Source organism: Pseudomonas cremoricolorata DSM 17059 = NBRC 16634 (assembly GCF_000425745.1).
Lineage (GTDB): Bacteria > Pseudomonadota > Gammaproteobacteria > Pseudomonadales > Pseudomonadaceae > Aquipseudomonas > Aquipseudomonas cremoricolorata.
This window is the reverse complement of record NZ_AUEA01000011.1, coordinates 128166-144830: the sequence shown is the minus strand read 5'-3', so window position 1 is coordinate 144830 and position 16665 is coordinate 128166. Positions and strand designations below refer to the sequence as shown.

20 protein-coding genes and 1 tRNA gene are annotated in these 16665 nt (G+C 61.3%); 5 read left to right on the top strand and 16 right to left on the bottom strand.

Translation table 11 applies throughout. The annotated features are described in order from the left end of the window. Positions 1 to 9 precede the first annotated feature (9 nt). A tRNA-Ile gene (locus tag H618_RS0114385) sits at positions 10 to 86 on the top strand. A gap of 133 nt (positions 87 to 219) precedes the next feature. On the opposite strand, the gene H618_RS22520 is transcribed toward H618_RS0114385, so the two are convergent. The 3 genes from H618_RS22520 to H618_RS21735 all read right to left on the bottom strand — a co-directional run bounded on the left by H618_RS22520 (position 220) and on the right by H618_RS21735 (position 2798). Continuing rightward, positions 220 to 1410 (bottom strand): HNH endonuclease, encoded by a 1191-nt coding sequence (locus tag H618_RS22520; RefSeq protein WP_081673780.1) that lies wholly within the window; start codon positions 1408 to 1410, stop codon positions 220 to 222. 99 nt (positions 1411 to 1509) lie between these two features. After that, entirely contained in the window at positions 1510 to 2430 is a 921-nt protein-coding gene (locus tag H618_RS22120; protein ID WP_050577318.1) for a hypothetical protein, read from the bottom strand. Beyond that, the gene (locus tag H618_RS21735; RefSeq protein WP_033727693.1) at positions 2427 to 2798 is read right to left on the bottom strand and encodes a hypothetical protein; all 372 of its coding nucleotides are present in this window, start codon (positions 2796 to 2798) and stop codon (positions 2427 to 2429) included. The genes H618_RS22120 and H618_RS21735 overlap by 4 nt, the downstream gene beginning before the upstream one ends. 390 nt (positions 2799 to 3188) lie before the next feature. Here H618_RS21735 and H618_RS0114360 point away from each other — a divergent pair, with 390 nt between their 5' ends. Continuing rightward, positions 3189 to 3476: a hypothetical protein gene (locus tag H618_RS0114360; protein ID WP_154660666.1), complete on the top strand. Its 288-nt coding sequence runs from the start codon at positions 3189 to 3191 to the stop codon at positions 3474 to 3476. A 33-nt stretch (positions 3477 to 3509) separates the two neighbouring features. Here the strand turns inward: H618_RS0114360 and H618_RS0114355 are convergent, their stop codons facing one another. Further along, positions 3510 to 3755 (bottom strand): hypothetical protein, encoded by a 246-nt coding sequence (locus H618_RS0114355; protein ID WP_028695721.1) that lies wholly within the window; start codon positions 3753 to 3755, stop codon positions 3510 to 3512. A gap of 338 nt (positions 3756 to 4093) precedes the next feature. Between H618_RS0114355 and H618_RS0114350 the strand changes: the two genes are divergently transcribed. Next, a complete protein-coding gene (locus H618_RS0114350; protein WP_211232363.1) occupies positions 4094 to 4339 on the top strand; it encodes a helix-turn-helix transcriptional regulator in 246 nt (81 codons plus the stop codon). 31 nt (positions 4340 to 4370) lie between these two features. Here the strand turns inward: H618_RS0114350 and H618_RS0114345 are convergent, their stop codons facing one another. Genes H618_RS0114345 through H618_RS0114330 form a run of 4 tightly spaced genes read right to left on the bottom strand, consistent with a single transcriptional unit; the run spans position 4371 to position 7530 of the window. Next, the gene (locus H618_RS0114345; RefSeq protein WP_028695719.1) at positions 4371 to 5879 is read right to left on the bottom strand and encodes a hypothetical protein; all 1509 of its coding nucleotides are present in this window, start codon (positions 5877 to 5879) and stop codon (positions 4371 to 4373) included. Then, positions 5876 to 6409: a hypothetical protein gene (locus H618_RS0114340; protein ID WP_028695718.1), complete on the bottom strand. Its 534-nt coding sequence runs from the start codon at positions 6407 to 6409 to the stop codon at positions 5876 to 5878. The genes H618_RS0114345 and H618_RS0114340 overlap by 4 nt, the downstream gene beginning before the upstream one ends. A 43-nt stretch (positions 6410 to 6452) precedes the next feature. After that, positions 6453 to 6710: a DUF5681 domain-containing protein gene (locus tag H618_RS0114335; RefSeq protein WP_028695717.1), complete on the bottom strand. Its 258-nt coding sequence runs from the start codon at positions 6708 to 6710 to the stop codon at positions 6453 to 6455. Positions 6711 to 6720: 10 nt separating this feature from the next. After that, positions 6721 to 7530 (bottom strand): hypothetical protein, encoded by an 810-nt coding sequence (locus H618_RS0114330; protein WP_028695716.1) that lies wholly within the window; start codon positions 7528 to 7530, stop codon positions 6721 to 6723. Between the two features lie 272 nt (positions 7531 to 7802). On the opposite strand from H618_RS0114330, the gene H618_RS22785 reads away from it, so the two are divergent. Together H618_RS22785 and H618_RS0114320 are read left to right on the top strand one after the other, a co-directional pair. Beyond that, on the top strand, positions 7803 to 8069 hold the full coding sequence (locus H618_RS22785) for a hypothetical protein (protein WP_154660665.1): 267 nt from the start codon (positions 7803 to 7805) through the stop codon (positions 8067 to 8069). 79 nt (positions 8070 to 8148) lie between these two features. Then, positions 8149 to 8619, top strand: coding sequence for an endonuclease (locus H618_RS0114320; RefSeq protein WP_028695714.1), 471 nt, complete (start codon positions 8149 to 8151; stop codon positions 8617 to 8619). Positions 8620 to 8687: 68 nt separating this feature from the next. On the opposite strand, the gene H618_RS0114315 is transcribed toward H618_RS0114320, so the two are convergent. The 8 genes from H618_RS0114315 to H618_RS0114275 form a co-directional block, all read right to left on the bottom strand. After that, positions 8688 to 9251 (bottom strand): recombinase family protein, encoded by a 564-nt coding sequence (locus H618_RS0114315; RefSeq protein ID WP_028695713.1) that lies wholly within the window; start codon positions 9249 to 9251, stop codon positions 8688 to 8690. 150 nt (positions 9252 to 9401) lie between these two features. Next, a complete protein-coding gene (locus tag H618_RS0114310) occupies positions 9402 to 9800 on the bottom strand; it encodes a hypothetical protein (protein WP_154660664.1) in 399 nt (132 codons plus the stop codon). A 791-nt stretch (positions 9801 to 10591) separates the two neighbouring features. Next, positions 10592 to 12958 carry a VapE domain-containing protein gene (locus H618_RS0114305; protein ID WP_028695711.1) on the bottom strand — a complete coding sequence of 789 codons (2367 nt, stop codon included), beginning with the start codon at positions 12956 to 12958 and terminating at the stop codon, positions 10592 to 10594. Then, positions 12955 to 13476 (bottom strand): hypothetical protein, encoded by a 522-nt coding sequence (locus tag H618_RS0114300; protein WP_154660663.1) that lies wholly within the window; start codon positions 13474 to 13476, stop codon positions 12955 to 12957. Before H618_RS0114300 ends, H618_RS0114305 begins: the two co-directional genes overlap by 4 nt. Continuing rightward, the gene (locus tag H618_RS21730) at positions 13464 to 13661 is read right to left on the bottom strand and encodes a helix-turn-helix transcriptional regulator (RefSeq protein ID WP_033727691.1); all 198 of its coding nucleotides are present in this window, start codon (positions 13659 to 13661) and stop codon (positions 13464 to 13466) included. Before H618_RS21730 ends, H618_RS0114300 begins: the two co-directional genes overlap by 13 nt. A gap of 597 nt (positions 13662 to 14258) precedes the next feature. After that, complete coding sequence (locus tag H618_RS0114285) at positions 14259 to 14492, bottom strand: hypothetical protein (RefSeq protein WP_028695709.1); 234 nt, start codon at positions 14490 to 14492, stop codon at positions 14259 to 14261. After that, complete coding sequence (locus H618_RS0114280) at positions 14485 to 14796, bottom strand: hypothetical protein (RefSeq protein ID WP_028695708.1); 312 nt, start codon at positions 14794 to 14796, stop codon at positions 14485 to 14487. The genes H618_RS0114285 and H618_RS0114280 overlap by 8 nt, the downstream gene beginning before the upstream one ends. A 469-nt stretch (positions 14797 to 15265) precedes the next feature. Beyond that, the gene (locus tag H618_RS0114275) at positions 15266 to 16624 is read right to left on the bottom strand and encodes a tyrosine-type recombinase/integrase (protein WP_081673779.1); all 1359 of its coding nucleotides are present in this window, start codon (positions 16622 to 16624) and stop codon (positions 15266 to 15268) included. Between the last annotated feature and the right edge of the window lie 41 nt (positions 16625 to 16665).

The following is a 16665-nucleotide window of genomic DNA, read 5'->3' as shown; positions in this document are numbered from 1 at the left end:
TCCTTCTGGGGGCCTATAGCTCAGTTGGTTAGAGCAGAGGACTCATAATCCTTTGGTCCACGGTTCGAGTCCGTGTGGGCCCACCAATTAAATCAGTAACTTAGGCCAGCGCATCCGCTGGCCTTTTAGTTTCCGCTCAACACTTTGCTCAACACTTCGATGACGTTGAACTGTGGTCATCACACTCGGGTTTTCAGCAGTCTGTAGATTTCAAAGCAGCTAATCTGGTAGGCCGGTTGGCGGAAGCCTACTGCTTGATCCTCGCCGAGCCTCCAGCGCTTGTAGTTCAGCGTGTGGGGTATGCCTCAGCTGATGAACCAGGTAATCCGCAAAGGCTATAGGTCCCACGGCGTGGGAAGCCTGAGGCACAGAAACCCACACGACGCCATCGCGATACTCAAGTCCAAGCCCTGACAAGAGACGAGGATCATCTGTGACCTGGATTACCATCCGACGGCCCGATGGTGGCTGGACTGTGAGAGACAACCCATCTGCATGGCAGAATAGAACGAGAACCCACCCTCCCGGCCAGCGCAACGCATCACCGATCTCTCCTAGTCCAACCCCTCTTAAATATCCGGTACCTTGGATAGGAATTTGCTGGCGCTTTTCCACGTTCGCTTCTCTGAACGCCGAACGCAGATTGAGACCATAAGGCGTCGCCAAAAAGGGCGCTCCGAATAGCTTATAGCCGACGGCCAAGGCAAGTTTCGCCAAAAAACGCCCGTCCGCCCCAAGCGCGACCGATGCCCGAGTGTGGATGAATTCTTTTTTGACCGCTCGGGACTCGAAATCATCGAAGAATCTTCGATCAGCCAAGTGCTGTGGGTCATCTAGATCTAGCGCTTTGAAATGCTTGGCTGTAGAGGGAAGCACGAGATTTGTGACAAATTTATCTGCCTTGGCAAAGTGGTGCTTTACCGATGCTAGAGCAGTGAGAACCCAGTAAGGCTCCACTGTTGTCAAAGCGACGACGACACGCCCCGCCTTGGATCGCTTCGACTGCCGGCGCGGATCTCCGCCAACGTATGCCTTCCAGGCAGCATCCTCATTCTCCGCACGGAAATGGATGATATTGGCGCCAGGCGCGCAGACCCAGTAATCGGCGATCTCGCCCTCCTGCGTAGGGACATTTAGTATTGTTCCGCAGTAGCTCAAGGGCAGTATCCCTGTTGGCTTTACAGGATCAAGGTACTCAAGTGCGTCATAGGACCGCTCGCCGGAAATAAGGAAGCTTTTGATGAACGCGCCGTCAACAAACACGCCCGACATGTTGTTACACGCTGTGCAGACGTCATCAGTTCGCCAAAATCCAGATACATAATCCCCGCCCAGAGCATCTGGCCAAATGTGTTCGTCAGAAAAGTCTTCTTCCTGCTTTTCTAGTCCGCAATAAATGCATGTTTTCATCACAGGCTTGCCCTATACAATTCGATTGAAGCGAACATTGAAGCGGACACCGCCTCCTCACGCAGGGGATCCTACTTGTTCGTGGTGCAACAGACACGCTTAAGCAACCACTGCAGACTTGGTCGACGACGCGCAGGCAGGGCACCGGCACTCCACCCAGCCGGCGAACCTGCGGGCCCGCACCTGGGCGATGCCACAGTCCGAGCACACGAACGGCTGCGGACGCCATTCCGTGCTGACCTGGGCCCCATCGCCATCTTCATCGAGCGCAAGCCAGATGGCCGCCACGTGAACGCTGGCCATCATTGTGGGCATGGTTGGGGCCGCGATCACATCCCCAGGCTGCACACTGTCAGCCTCGGCGGAAACGTAGTGCAGCATGCCGTCGACGATAAGCTCAAGCATTACCCGGGTTGGGTCGCTGCGGTCGCGGTACTCGAAGCGCTGCGCCTGCTCGTTCCATGTGGTGATCCCTGGCTGCTCGTCATGGAACGCCAGGCCCTCAGGCAGCTCACGGATGCTCTTGGCCAGCGGCTCAGCGTCATTCTGGGTATCCGGCACCAGGCGGTAGCAAGGCTCCCCGTCCACGATGAGCCCGACTCGGCGGGTGCGCAGCGGCGTGAAAGTCTTCGGGGCTGTGCCTTTAGCATTCTTGCCGATCCGCCACTCACGCTGCCGGTTCCAGCAGCTGACGCAGATTTCGCCCCCTGAATGGATGAGGCGCAGACCACCGCGCCCGCATCGCGTGCATCTATCTTCGTTGTCAGGACGCCCCACGATCCGCACCTTGGCCGAGGCCGAGGCCGCCTGCAGGGGATCATCCTTGCCGGCGTGCACGGCGCCGATAGGGCAGAAGCGGCAGGCCAACATCCGCTCATCGCCGGCGGTGGCCTGAGCGTGGCGGCTCGCGCAGTCCGTCGTGCTCATGGTGGCGCTCAGCTTGTCGCAGCGGAAGTGCGTCTTCCCAGGCACCCACTGCATGTACTCGACGCCCTCGGCGCGCCCCTCGGCGGCGCTCATGGCTGCACCTGGAGGTTGGCCAAGCCGAGGCGAATGGCACGGGCCTCAGCGGGGCGCATCGGCGCAGGCCCGTCCTCCTCCAAGTCCTCCAGGTCATCCGGACCGCTGGGATCCTCAGGGGGCACCGCAGGCGCCGCAACGGCCTTGGCAGGCTCCTCGCCGCCAGCGAACTCCAGCAGCGCCCGCTTGGCCAGCTGGACGCCCATCTCGATCACCTTGGCCTGGGTCACCTGGTGCTCGACCGCCAGCGATCGAAGGATCTGCGCGGTCGAAGCATTCAGGGACAAGGTCATCCGGGTCGCGCCCGCTGCCTTCTGCTTCTGCCTGCTCTTTTGCTGGCGTTGCTGCGGTGTTTGAGGAGTCTTCATCGCTATAGCCTCGTGGTCACGTTCGAAAACGTGGTCACGGTAGGCTCACGACTACCCAGGAAGCGTGGTCACGCACGGCTTATCATGCGTGGTCACGCTTCCTTGAAGGTGTCTCCCTCGTATTGCGACGTGCTCCGGACGCTCCTCGCCTTCTCATAGGCTTCCACATCCGAAAGCCTGTAACGAACCCGCCCACCGATCTTCACATATCGGGGCCCCTTACCCACGGATCGCCAATTGGCGAGGGTCCGAACACTGACGGCCCCACCCCAGCGCGCCGACAGCTGGGCGGGGGTCAAGAACATATCGCGTGACATTGCTGTGCTTCTGCAGGCCAACCACGTCGACCCAAGAAGCCTCCAGCGTCCTTTTGATCTAGAGGCAATACCCGTGACAAAGAACGTCGCCCATAATCTGGGGGTCAACGCGCTAAAGCGCTGCGTCTACTGGGGTTTAGCGATGAAAGATTTTTCGCTAGGGCGCACCATCCACAGGGCTGTGTTCGCCATACTGGTCAGCGGAGCTGCGCACGCCACCGATGCGGGCAGCTGCTACGGCATCGGTGAAGCTGACGCTCGGGCCTACTGCCTCGCCAAGGCCAGGAACGACCCGGGCACCTGCTATACGATCCAGAACGCCGGCCTGCGCTCAATCTGCCTGGCGGAAGTGAGGCGGTAAGCTGCCCCCGCGCATAGAGCGCGAGGGCAGTAATCACCAGTAGTAACGGTGCGGTTTGCGGGCCAGCTCGAACACCATGTCGTCGGCGTCGGCGCCCAGCATCACCTTCCTACAAGCCTCGGCATCGCGCCGCCTGGCCCGCCGCGTCATCATGAGGTTTCGCCACCACCAGGGCGCGCCCAGGTACCAGCGGGAGCAGACATCGATCTGCGCCCCAACCCTACGCCTGCTTCTCAGCCGCCCATTGGGTAGCCGATCGCGGGCATTCTTAATGCTCAATACGATCTCCTGAAGGGCAGACGGCCCTTAGAAGATGTCTTGGTCCACGTAGTGCTGCGGTGTCCTCCGCCACTCGATCTACCGTCGCCAGGCGCTCTCAGCAAGTCTGTGCCCTATATGCGCCCTAGACGAGCTGCAAAAAAAATTCGCATCGGGCATCAGCCCCATAGGCAGGGCTCACCGCACTGCGTGCGCCACTTCTGACCCCCAGATTGGCAATCTGGTTACTTGCGACTGCTTGACGGGCCGTTTGACTCTGCCTCTACGGGTCGTCAGTTATCACTGCACGCCACTGAAGCTCTGGCGGACTCACCCAGACAATTGGAAGCGCACAGAAGATGCAAAACCCCAACGTCGCCACGGAAAGCGCACAGCAGAAGAAGGCCCTTCAACCCTTGCGGCCCCACGAGCTGGTCGAGCGCTGGAACGGAGCCGTTTCCGTGCGCACACTTGCCAACTGGCGCTCTCAGGGCACCGGGCCGAAGTTCGTGAAGCTAGGTGGCCGCATCGTCTACCGCCTTGAAGATGTCATCGAGTGGGAGATGAAGCACACGAAAATCTCCACCAGTGACTACGTCCGCTGAAGCGCCATCCTTGGCGCCAGGTGGCCCAGCCCTAACGCTCGGCAAGCTCTGCCAAGTATGGGCTGGCCACCCCACCGCCTTTAGTGACGCGGTCGGCGAACCCAAGTCCTCGCGCCACCGTCAGCGTGGTGAAGAAGCCCCGGAACGGCAGCATCTGGTGAGCAACAGCGACCACGTAGTACAGCGATGAGGTGTCGCCCCGCATGACCTGGACGTAGTTGCCGACTCGGATCTTCTCGTTACCACGCACCTGGATGGTACCCTGCTCAAGGACGCTGTTGTCTTTGTTCTGGGCGACCAAGAACTCTCGGCGATCCTTGATCCAGTCGAACACGTTGCCGTCGCGCACATAGTGCTCTTGCTCGGACAAGCCCGACTTGACGTTCCGGACGTTCGGACCGCCAAGCTTGGTTTCGATCATCATCAAGCGGTTGCCGTAGAGGTCGACGCTGCAGTTCCCATAGCTGCCCAGGTCTGTAGTCTTCCGCTCCTCAACGCTGGCGCCCATCTGGCGCTGCAGTACGTCGCTGTTCAAGCTGAACGACGGCGCTGACACCCAGTAGTAGTTGGCCACGTTGCTGTCAGAGCGATCGACGCTGATCTCCACGATGTCCTTCGCAGGGATGTTCACGATCACGAGCTGCGAGGCGGGGAGCCCATCTCGGGCAGGCAGCGGGGCTGCCGTCACCTTCCGATCGAGCACCTGGCCACTCAGGCCGATTGCGGGGTTTTGGCGGTACACACAGTACACGCCATTGTCGTCTTCGGTCAGGAACAGCTCGTTGAAGGGGCCTGTGTCGAGATAGCGCCGCATCAGGGTGTAGATGCTGCCTTCCGCTGACTGCACGCCCGTGATCCCCACCGAGGCCTCTTTCACGCCCTCTGCATGGACTGTGATGCTGGGGAACTCGGCGCCCTCCGGCAGAATCTTGGCCAGGTACTGATTGACCATCTGCACGCCAAGCTTGAGAAAATCGATGTTGGTCAAAGCGTTGTTCAAGCCCGCGCCGAAGCGGTCCATCAGCTTGAAGTTCGACAGAATGTCTTCACCGATGATGTAACTCGGCCCGTAGAAGATCTGCAGCATCTGCCAGATCTTGCCGTAGTCTTGGCCGACCACGACCACACTGCGCGAAGGCTGCCCATTCGGCTGCATCAGCTCGCGCCGGCCGACCTTGGAGACAAAGCCGCGCATCACCACTGGGGGCTTGCGTCCTTGCGCGGATCCTGAAGCAACCCCGTGACAAGCGCGGATCTCGATCAGGTCCATCGGTTCGATGATCCCGTAGAGGCTGTTCAGGCCTCGCGCGTCGCCGTAAGGCTTGTCAGGCAGCGTGAGGGCGAAGCCGCCAGCTCCTTCGTGGATAGACTTGAAGGTGCTGATGTTGGTGCTGTCGGACAACCACGGCGCCAGGTCGATCACCTTCCGCGTCCCCTGGAAGCGCTCCGAGGTGGGCGTGACGCCGTCGACGTCTTTGCGCTTGATCATCTTTACCAAGCGCACCTCGAACTGAGGCCTGTAGACGTTGATAGAAGTCATTGCGTGTACTTCCCGAGCAGGACCTTAAGATGGTCGGGAAGATCCAGACCGTTGTTGAGCAGGTGTTCCGCCTTCGCAGCCTCGGCAGCAGTGACCTTCTTCTCCTGCACCGCCCGGGCGAGCTGGGCCTGCAGGTCGGCCTTCATCTGCGGGTTGCGCTTCTGGTTGAAGCTGTTCGGCTTGGTCTCGATCCCCAGCACGGCAGCGAGCTGGATCGCCAGGTCGTCTGGCAGCGGGGTGCCGGCCGCCAGCTGGTGGCAGATGTCCCGTGCGTCGGTGCCGCTGATCTTGCCGGCGATGACGGCCTCATCCAGCTCACGGCGCAGCTCCGCCATATCCTTGGGCAGTGGCTTTGCAGGCTTCTCCGCCGGCTTAGCCTTTGCCAGGACGATGACCGTGCGGGGCTTGCCCTTCTTCGCCAGGCGGGCGCGTAGCTGCGGCAGGGTCTCATCGCCCTGGGCCTTGGCCAGGATGGCGGACTTTTTCGGCTGGATGCCGATGGTGTTCAGGAGTTGATCGAAGCGTCCCATGTTGGGTCCTCGGGCCGCAGCCAGGCAGCGGCCATATCAGTGATCAATGGGTGGTGCCGTCGAGCAGGCGCCGCTCGGCAATCAGGTTCTGTGCGCGGAGCCGCTGGGCGAGCAGCTGACAGAGGCCCGCCAGGACTTGGTCGTCATGCTCAGCCCGATCGATTGCGTGAGCTATAAGCCCGGGCATGCGCTCCTCGATCAGGGCTTCGGCCTTGTGTCGCGAGGCAGCCCGGGTCGGGCGCCCTCTCGGGTTACCGCTGGCTCCAGGCTTGAAGCGTGTGTCCTGCGCTGTATTGGTCATGACCAACCCCTCAGTGGCGGTAGACAGTGTCGCGGAACTCTTTGGTTGCGCGATACGTGCCGCTCGGGTTCGAGAGATGCAGGCCAAGAGCGCGCTCGGCCCCGCGCTGGGCGGCGTAGGCGCGCATGAAGATCTGCTCCGCCAAGCGGATGCGCTCGTTGGCGATGTCCAGCAGCACCTTCCCGCGGGTATGCTCCAGCCGCTGCTCGGCTGCCTGCAAGGCATGACGCTCGGCAACTGGCTCGGCTTCCCGTACCTTGGCCATTGCACCCGCCAGGAGTCGCTCCAGGCCCGCTACGTCGTCGCTGAGCAGCGTGATGGCTCCAGCGTCGTCATCGCGGCGATCACCAGCGGCTCGGCGATCCTTGATGGCCTGGATCTTTGCCTGCTCCTCGGCGATGCGCCCTTGCAGCTTGGCCAGGGCCTGCTGCTGACGCTGAAGGATGGGCAGGCGCTTCTCCAGGGCAATGCGTGCGACGGCGACATCGCGCACGGCCGCAGCGACAGCAGGGGACAGCTCGATCGGCGACAGCGGCTCCTCGTCAGGCATATCCGCCAGCTCAGGGAGGGCGGTTGCGGCTTCGAGCGCGCCCTGCTGCTCGGCCGCCAGGGTTTCTGTGGCGGCCTGCACGGCGGCGGTATCTCCGGCAGCAGCATCCTCGGCGGCACGGCGGGAAGCGGCGCGTGCAGTGGCCAGCTCACCCTCCAGGGTTGTGATCTGGGCACGGATCGGGGCGGTGTTTTCGCCATCCGACAGCGCCAGATCGAGTTCGGTTTTCGCAGCGTCGATGCGCTGGATGAGTTGTTCGATCGTCGACATGAATAAGACCTCGTTTTACTATCGATTTGGACTCATAAAGGCCTGATAAAGACGCCCTTTCACCAGATGTCCGTCTGTTATCTGCCTGTTACTGAATCATGGCGTCACGACTGATCAGGAGGCAGAAGATGTGCGAAACGGAGGGGTTACCGGCATTGCCGAGCAGGGAGCTGCAGCGGTCGTTCGCGGCAGGGATCCGTAGGCTGGAGGCGGCCGTGGGCAGGGCACGATGGGGCACTGACAGCATCGCCAACGCCGACCAGGTGTACGGCATGGCTGAGTACGAGGACCTGCTGCGAGAGGCCTACGCCGATGGCTTCGTGCACGGCGAGTTGTCCCAGGACGGTATCGATCTGGAGACGATCAATGCCAGGCCCGAGGTGCAGTTGGCGGCGCTACCGGGTCGCGAGCTGCGCCGCTACGTGCACGCGCTATACCGGTGCGAGAGGCACAATCACGGGTGGGGAAGCGTGGTGCTGATGGCCGTCCAGTCAGGCGCGCTGGGGTTGGTCGCGAGGCGGCTGGAGAGTGGCCTGTAATTCAGGCTGAGACGGATGGCAGCGGCCTGAGGCCGAGTGACAGCAAGATGGCGGCTTCACCAGCCAAGAGTGCTCCATCATGCTCCACCGTATCTGCGCCATCGCGGCGCTCACACTGATCACTACCGTCGCCAATGCTGGCGAGGCCGAACTGCTCACGGGGCACCTGTACGCAGCGGATGCCCTGCCCGAACGCATGGTCGGCCGCATCGCGGAGGTGCGCGTGATCGATCTCCCCGACGAGACAGCCCCGGAGGCCCGACAGGACCTCGTCAACGTGGTCCCAGTCTTTCGCATCGAGCCCGGCGAGGCTGTCGAGCAGCCCGAGGTGCGCGGCGCCATTGCCCGGGTCGCCCTCTACATGGCCGATCGCTACCGGCTGCCCATGACCGAACAGGATCGCCAGCGATACGCGGCCTGGAGTGAGCGGTATCCGGTGCAGAGCTGGGAGCGAGCCCGCAATCGCGCGACGGCTTGCGCCCAGGGTCACGGCAACCCGCTTGTGGGGCCGGTGAAGGTCAAAGCGATCGAGAACTGCGCTCCAGAGTAGGAAGGGCGGCCGCGCTATTCCGCCCGGGGTAGGCGCCCGCTCCTCAACCACGATGAGCGGGCGCCCCGTTACTGCACCACAGGCCGACAAGCGCGCTTCACGCTCGCTGCCGATATGCCAAATTGAGCGGCGGTAGCAGCGATGCTGGCGCCATTGTCCTTCCGCCAGGTGGCCACCTGATCATCATTGATGGTCTTCTCCCGGCCCAGGGCCTTCCCTTCAGCCTTCGCCCGCTGGATGCCAGCCATTTGGCGGGCCTTGATGCTGGAACGCTCCAGCTCGGCCACAGCCGCCAGCATGGTCAGCATGGCCTTGCCGATCGGCGTGGAGAGATCGAAGCCCTCGCGAAGGCTGATGATAGCCACGCCCTTCGCCTGCAGGGCGTCAACGGTGAACAGCACGTCCAGCGTGTCGCGCCCCAGGCGATCCACGGCGCCGACGATCAGGGTGTCGCCATTGCGAACGTATTTGAGTAGGGCGGCGAAGCCTGGGCGGTCAGCAGCTCGCACCAGGCCCGACACGGCCTCGTCCGCGTACCAGCTCTCGACCTTATGCAGCTGCTCGATGCTGTGACGCTGCGCCTCGACACTCTGATCGCCCGTGCTGACCCTGATGTACCCAATGACTGCCATACAGCACCCCGTACTGGATCATAATGTATGGCTCAAATGTTAAGACATAGCTCATATTTGAGCAACACCTTTGAGCCAGCCTCGCCCAGCGGCTTGGTGCATGGGTCGCAGGGTGTACCTTTTGAGCTAGGGAGAGAGAGCTAGCCGTGGCTACCGCGCATCCAGCGTGTGTGAAGCCATATAGTCGCCCCAAGACGTAAAAGCAGGGGCAGTGGTGTACTGATCAACTGATGTTTTGAGGTAGATTGGATGGCCGGTGTGGTGATCAGTCGCGCTAAACTCAATGAACCCATCTCGGTTCACAACCCAACATCCTAGGGCCTGCAACTCGTTCGTCTGGGGAGCACCGACCACTTCGGAGCTAAGTCGAGCAAGGTTGACTCCAAACTGGCACTTTATGAACTTCTCAATTGGGCCGGCCACTTCTTCGTCGAGCAATTGAAGGCGGATGGTGTAGCCATCTTGTATTACGATCTTCTCGGCGACAACTGCGGAAAATGAGTTACCGCTGCACATAACCAGAGCTGCCGACGCCATCACTTTTTTCATAAGGCGACTCGCTGCCCATACCTGGTTATTTACGCCACTCCCAATTCCTGCTGTTCCTGATCTGAACATCCCTAATACCAGCATAACGCCACCTCCCTAGTGTTTGGCGCCCTGAATATTAGCGTCATTTTTCGCGCTCTGTGTCCAGCATCTGCATGCCGTGACTGATTGCTCGTGCGTGGCCACTCTGGTGATCTCGATCGGTTCGGATTGGCCGTGATTGTGCCGTCACGCCCACCAGCAGCAGAAGGCGCCTGCAGCGCGATCGGCCATTCCCTCGCGCGCGCACGCAATCACACGCACGCGGGCGTGAGGCTTCGGATGGGTAAAATTTGCGCGGTTTTCCGCTTCTGCCTGCCCGTACGAGCATCAGGCCCAATGAGCCTAGACAGACCGGGCATTTGATTGAATTTCGATCAGGTGGGGCCAAGGTGGCTCCTATCTTCCCTGATCCACCCACAGATTTGCTTCGGTAGGCACTGAGCCAATAATCAAATTTAAGGCACAAAAGGTTGACCTGTGGCCCGAAATCCCATTAGGCGGGCTACCTATGACCTATACGCATCGTCTGCCCTGCACTCCCTATTTCCTATAACTCCCTTGTCATAAAAGGTATTGGTCCACCCACGTCCTCCTCCTCTCAAAATCGCCGGTAATCATTGGGCTTTCCGGGGTGGGTTGACCTTTGAGAGGTATGCTTGTTCGCCACCCTGGGCCACCCTTTCGGCAGGCAAAAAGAAACCCGCTCGGGGCGGGTCTCTCAAAGGCGAGGATGACAGTTCGCTTGGGCGTCAGTGGCGTCCGTTGCCCAGCAGCTTCTCCGGGATGCGGTAGACTGTACGTCCATGCAGCGTCCGCTTGGTGACGCCCATGCTATGCAGCATCTGCCCGGTCTCGGTCGTCTGGCCGCGGTTCGGCTTGTCGTAGCCCATCTCCAGCAGCAGCTGCGTGGCGGTGATCCAGCGTGCGGCCGGCGCCGACAGGTCGTAGTTGGTGGTCAGCAGTTCCTCGATCGGGCTCACCTGGCGGAACTTCTCGTTGCAGGCGTTCAGCTTGGCCTTCTCATCCGGCGCCAGGTGCCACTGCTCGCCACCGCGGTACAGGGTCAGGACCTCGGCCCACAGCTGCTGCATGTCGATGTCGTGGTCGTGCTTCACGGCCTCGACCGCGATGACCCAGAAGCGGCCGTTCCCGGTGTCGTCCTTCAGGAACTTCTCGCTGTTCACGCTCGCGCAGAACACGGTGCGGCGCGGGTACTCGCTGTCGACCCGGTCGTAGGGCCGCCGCAGGCGATCGACAGTCTGCGAGACGAAGGCCTTCAGGCTCTCCATGTCGCGGCGCAGGGTGCTCTCCAGCTCGCCCAGCTCGACGATCCAGTGGCTGACGGCCGTCATGACGCTGTCCTTATTGTTCGCGTCCAGGCTGACGCCCTCGCGAAAGGCACTCAGCTCGGCCGGGATCAGGCGCCGGAACCACGAGGTCTTGCCCAAGTCCTGGGCGCCGTGGAGGGTCAGCACGCCCTTGTTCCAGAAGCCCTTGTGCTCTAGCGCGGCGGCGCAGGAAATGAGCCAACGGCGCAGCAGCACAGTGCGAAACTCCGGGTTCGTGCATACTAGGGTGTCGGCCAGCGTCTGGATGCGGCTCACGCCGTCCCACGGCTTCGACTCGATCCACTCCAGCACCGGGTTGTAGGCATTCGCGTCGGCGATCGCCTTGACGTACTCGGTCAGGTTCTCGCGCGGCAGACCGCACCGGGCCGCTAGGCTGTTGAGGTGAGCCAAGCGCACGTTCTGGGCGTTGTCGCTAGTGCCCCACAGGCCAGGCACCGACAGCTCGACCTCCTTGGCGATCAGGTTGTAGCGGGCCGAGATCCGGTAGTGGTTCATCAGCGTCGCCAGGTTGCTGATGGTGTTGAGCGGGCGCAGCTTCTTGGACAGGTCCGGGAAATCGTGGTCCTGCAGCACGGTCTGGCCGTCCAGGCTCGCGGTTGGCGCTGGCGGATCGTAGTCGTCGTCAGCGCTATCCTGGGCGGGCTGCGGCCACGGGGAGCCGTCCGGCAGCTCCTCGACCGCAGGGGGCACCTCATCCTTGGGCTGGGCCTGGGCAGCCGCCATCTTGGCAGCCCCCTTGGCAATGGCCCGCTCGATTACAGTCGCCACGGCCTCGGGCCCTTCGTTCAGGGCCAGGTCGTTGAAGTCGGTCGGCTTCTTGGTCAGGTCAGCGAACTGCGGGAGAGCGACCACGCCATTGGCCGACAGGGCGGCGCGTTCGGCGAAGTACTTGCCCGGGTTTGGCATCGGCGACTCGGTCCACTGGTCGTTGTCAGCCCCCATGACGATGATGGCATCGGGCTTCGCATCGCGGATCGCGTCTGCCACGGGCAGCAGGTTCGAGCTGTCGAAAGTGACCAGCACCAAGTGGCCGGTGGCCTCGTGGATGGAGGCGCCGGTGGCGTACCCCTCAACGATGATGAACACCGGGCGATCGTCGACCATCTTGGGCCGGCCGATAGCGTGGAACAGGCCGGCCTTGGCGCCACCCTTCAAATAGTCTTTGTCCCTGGCCCCATCGCCCTTGCCCAGGATCTTGCCTGGCAGGATGGCCTGCAGTGACTGGACAGCGCGCTTCCTGTCGCAGATCGGCACCAGCAGGGCGTTGTCGGTCAGGGTGAAGACCTCGCCAGTCTCCTCATTGACGAACTCCCACGGGCCCACGCGCAGGCCATGAGCCTTGACGCCCTTCTTGACCAGGTATGGGTGGTCATCCGACGCGGGCTTGGCAGCATCCCAGATCTGGTTGGCACGCACGGCTGCGGCGGAGTGGCGCTTGCGCTCCTCCTCAGCCTTCTCAGCACGCTTCGCCTCGATGCGCTCACGCAAGGCGCGGCGCTCGTCCGCGGTCATCGGCGCCATCGCACGATCGGCCTTCCAGCTGATCTTGTGCGGCCCGTGTCGTTTGTTGCACCCGAAGGAGGCGGCCGGCGTGGCGTCGATGTGGGCGCAGACCCACCCGTTGCGGCTGCCCTTGCGGTCGCCAAGCACGTGGAAGCGCTCGAGGGTGCCGTCGAATTTCAGGTGGTCGTCGGTCTCGATGCCTTCGGCCAGCATGGCGCTGATCAGCGCGTCGATCGCGGCCTGCTCATGCAGTGCGGTGTTCATGCTGCCACCTTAGCCAGGCCCTGGCGGTGCTTGGCCAGCAGGGCGACGAACTGCTCGAACGACAGCTTCTTCGGCTTCAGGTTGTCGCGACGGACGAACAGGAAGGCATCGCCATCGGCCGAATAAATCAGGCTCGGAGCCTTGCGGTCCCCAGCCCGAGCGACACCGTCAGGGCCAGCAAGCCTCCAACGATCCCATCCCTCCGGAGCGCGGGCGGTAGGTGCGAACTGGGCGCGCTGGCGCTGTTTGCAAACGTGCTGGCCATACACATAGAAGCCACCAGCAGGCACGTCATGCACGGCGCCGAACCACTCGGCCAAAGTTCCGGCAAACTCTTCATCAAAATCGATGATTGGACCCGATACTGCTTGCGTTTTGCCGGCTTCTTCGGCAATAATGTCGGTGTTGCTGTTGTGGTAAGTCATATCAGTTTGCACCTGATGTGAAGCATTGAGTGGGAAGGCCTGACGGGTGGAGCCGTTGGGCCTTTCTGCATTCTGGGGATTTACTTTGCGCATGCTTTGGCCTCGTACAGCTTGGCCAGCCCGCGGATGGCGCTCTCCTTCCAGACGCAGATCCGGGCGGAGACCTTTAAGCCATTTGGCGCGCGGCCATCGAGGATCATGCGGTCGAACGTCGCCACGCTGACGCCGAGCATGGCGGCTGCCTGGGTGCGATTGATCAATCGATCATCAGTGCTCATGGGGATACCTGTAGGTAGAGATGTGGTGTTTTGTCCTCACGAGCGCAGTAAACCGTCTAATCGGCAGGCCATCAATAGCTGGCACGGTCATTGCTATAGAAGCTGATAAGCAAATTTGAGCAATGATCCAACCAAAGTGGGGCGCGTTGATCAGAAAAAATTTTTCAATCACAAAGATTTTTTCAATAGCCTATGGCTATCGATGAGGAGATGATTGGCTGACTGTTCGTCGTGATGGGATGTTTGCCGTGTCGAATGGACCGATATCTCATCAGCCCGCCCCAGTCTGATCATTGGAGCGGGCTCTTTTTGCCCGGTCTGCTCGCGTCTGCCGAAGTCGTGAGCGCATCATTTGAATGCGGATTGCGTCGAGTGAAGCAGTCCTGCTGGTGCCGCTCATCGCCAGCACCCCAGCCCCACCAGGTCCAGTGATCTCGGTGGGGCTTTTTCATGGGTGGTTGTATTGTCAGGCGAAGAAACGGCCGGGAAAGATGGCCGCGCAGCCTAGCGCGAAGGCTCCCAGCGGCGTCAGGGTGACGATCAGGAGCTGGCCAGGGGTGAGGGTGCGCAGATCGCGGCACAGGGCCGCCAGGGCGCTCACAGCTCCGCCCCGTAGAACTTCGCCACAGCGCGTGGCGTCAGCTCGTGCCGCGCCCCAGCGACTATGTTGCCGTCAGCATCGGTCAACCTGAAGAAGCCCATTCCCCATTCATGCAGGGACATCCTGCCACTTGGCTTGCGCATGGTGTGGCCGTGCGCCTTTGCGATGCGCCTGGCAGCGTTGATCAGCTCGCGGGTGAACTCCGGGTTGCCTTCGAGGAGGTTAGGCATGGCGCTCCTCCTCGGCGAACTCGCCACGCTCTGCAGCTGCGACCACCTCATCGAAGCTGGAGAAGCCTTTGCCGACCACCTCGCCAGAGTGGGCGCGGCGGATGACCAGGCCGACTATGGAGCTTTCGATGTAGCAGCCGCTTCTCTCCACGACGCCGTGGGCAATCATCTCAGTGCGGTGTTTCTGCGAGGGCTGGCCGGTGGGGGCTGTGTTGCGCTGCTGAACTTCCCTGCGAGCAATGGCTGGATCGACGCCCGAGGGGGTCGGGAGCGGAAAGTTAACTTCGGGGAACTGGTACCGCATGGAAACCTCCAGGGCCGTCACCTACAGGGGAGCGGCCTGTACATAGTTGAAGTTCTGACTAACCGCGGGTCGCCAAGAAGTAGCCGTCGCATTCGGCAACATTCCAGCGAACACGCCGTCCAATACGGATAGGCGTCGGGAAGTTCTCTTTTTTGGACAGCCGCCACCAAGTTGCACCGCTAATTTTATAGCGCTCGTGGAAGAAACTGGCGGGCTGCCAAGTTTCCGAGATTGTTGGATGCATAAAGCTCACCTAGTGAAATTTCGGGGATCTTCTGGGGCTTCCTATACGTTTCAAAGCCCTTCAGGTGAGCTCATTATGCTTGGATGTTTAATTGGCGCTAGACCCTCGTCCATGCATCAAAAATGATCAATGCCTTTAATTGCCCGAATGCCATTGTTCGCTTATTCAAATTTGAGCAACGCGAAATTCTTGTTTATCGACGTTTCATCCGACGAACGGTCACGCCTAGGCGGTCCGGGCGGTCAGAATCCGTTGCAGCTCTGCATCAAAGACCTCCAATGCCGCGCGCTTTGCCGGCAGATAACCCGCCGGGTCGTTGCGATAGTGGGCTGCAACCACACCACTCACCCCATGGCTTTGGAGAAGATCCGAGGCACGATCATCAACTCCCGCTCGCTGCATCACCTGCGCGCAAGTTCGCCGCAGGTCACGCGGGGTAAAGTGCTCAACATTCCTGCCGTCGAGTACTCCGTTCGTTTGACGCCACTTCGCAATTGCGTGAACCGGCGTCGTAACCGAGATAGGCGTTTTCCCAGTTGTAGACCAAGGCCAATTGCTAGACGGGTTTATCTCCCGAACTTCCTTGAGTATCTTCATGGCAGCATCCGTCAGAGGGACAAGGTGAGTTCTTCTGACGCCTCCGCGGCCTTTCGCATCAATCAAACGCATCGTTCTGGCATCTTCGTCGAAAGATGACCAGGGCTCGCGCATAACTTGCTCAACTCGTTGGCCGGCGGTCGCGACGATGAATTTCAGTAGCCGCGCGACAACTGGGCCGACGCCATCTGCCGTCTCTACGGTTTGCCAGAAGTGCGCCAGCTCCTGCTCGGTAAGGGCTCGCGTGCCGGGCCGGGAATCGTCTGGGACTGACACAGCATCGACCGGGTTCTGCAGCAATCCGAACGACTTACCGCTGGCACGTCCGAGCGCGTGCTCCGCTCGGAGCCCATATGCGAATGCTGCCCGCAGGAAGCTACGGACCTTCGCAGCTTGCCGGCGCGCGTTGCGCTCCCAGATCGGTTCGAGCACCTGGCGAATATGCTGCGGGCCGATATCTTTGGCGGGCAGCTTGAGAAGCTGAGGGAAGCGGCCAAGATCGACTTTCAGGATCCTCTCGAACTCCGCGATCTGGTCCTCGCGAACCTTCCCTCGGCGGTCTGCGACATAATCTTCGAACAGATGACGAAAGGTCCCTCGTGCAGCCTCCTCAGCTGCGCGTTGAACTGCGGCCGCAACGGCCTGGGCCTGATAGTGAGCGCGCTCCTGGAGGCCGCCGTGCTCCCGTACCTCCGCAGATACTCGCTCAGCTTCAGCACGCCAGTATGAGATGCCGCGCTCGCTGCCATCCGGTGCGATGTCGAACAAAGCGCCGAGTTTGATGCGCTTCTGAGATCCGCCCGCTCGCCAGCCGAAATACACCTCCACCGTTCCTGTCTCTCGCCGCTCCAGCAGGAGACTACCGGCGCCACGCTCCTGCAGCCCCTCTGACAATGTCCGCGCGGGAGATGCTTCCTTGGCTCCAGGTTTCCGGATCGAACCGCTCCGCTTCCAGCCGCGCAAAGCAGAGTCACTGTACTTAGCCATAATTCCTCCCGTGAAATGCTCAACACTATGCTCAACACTTC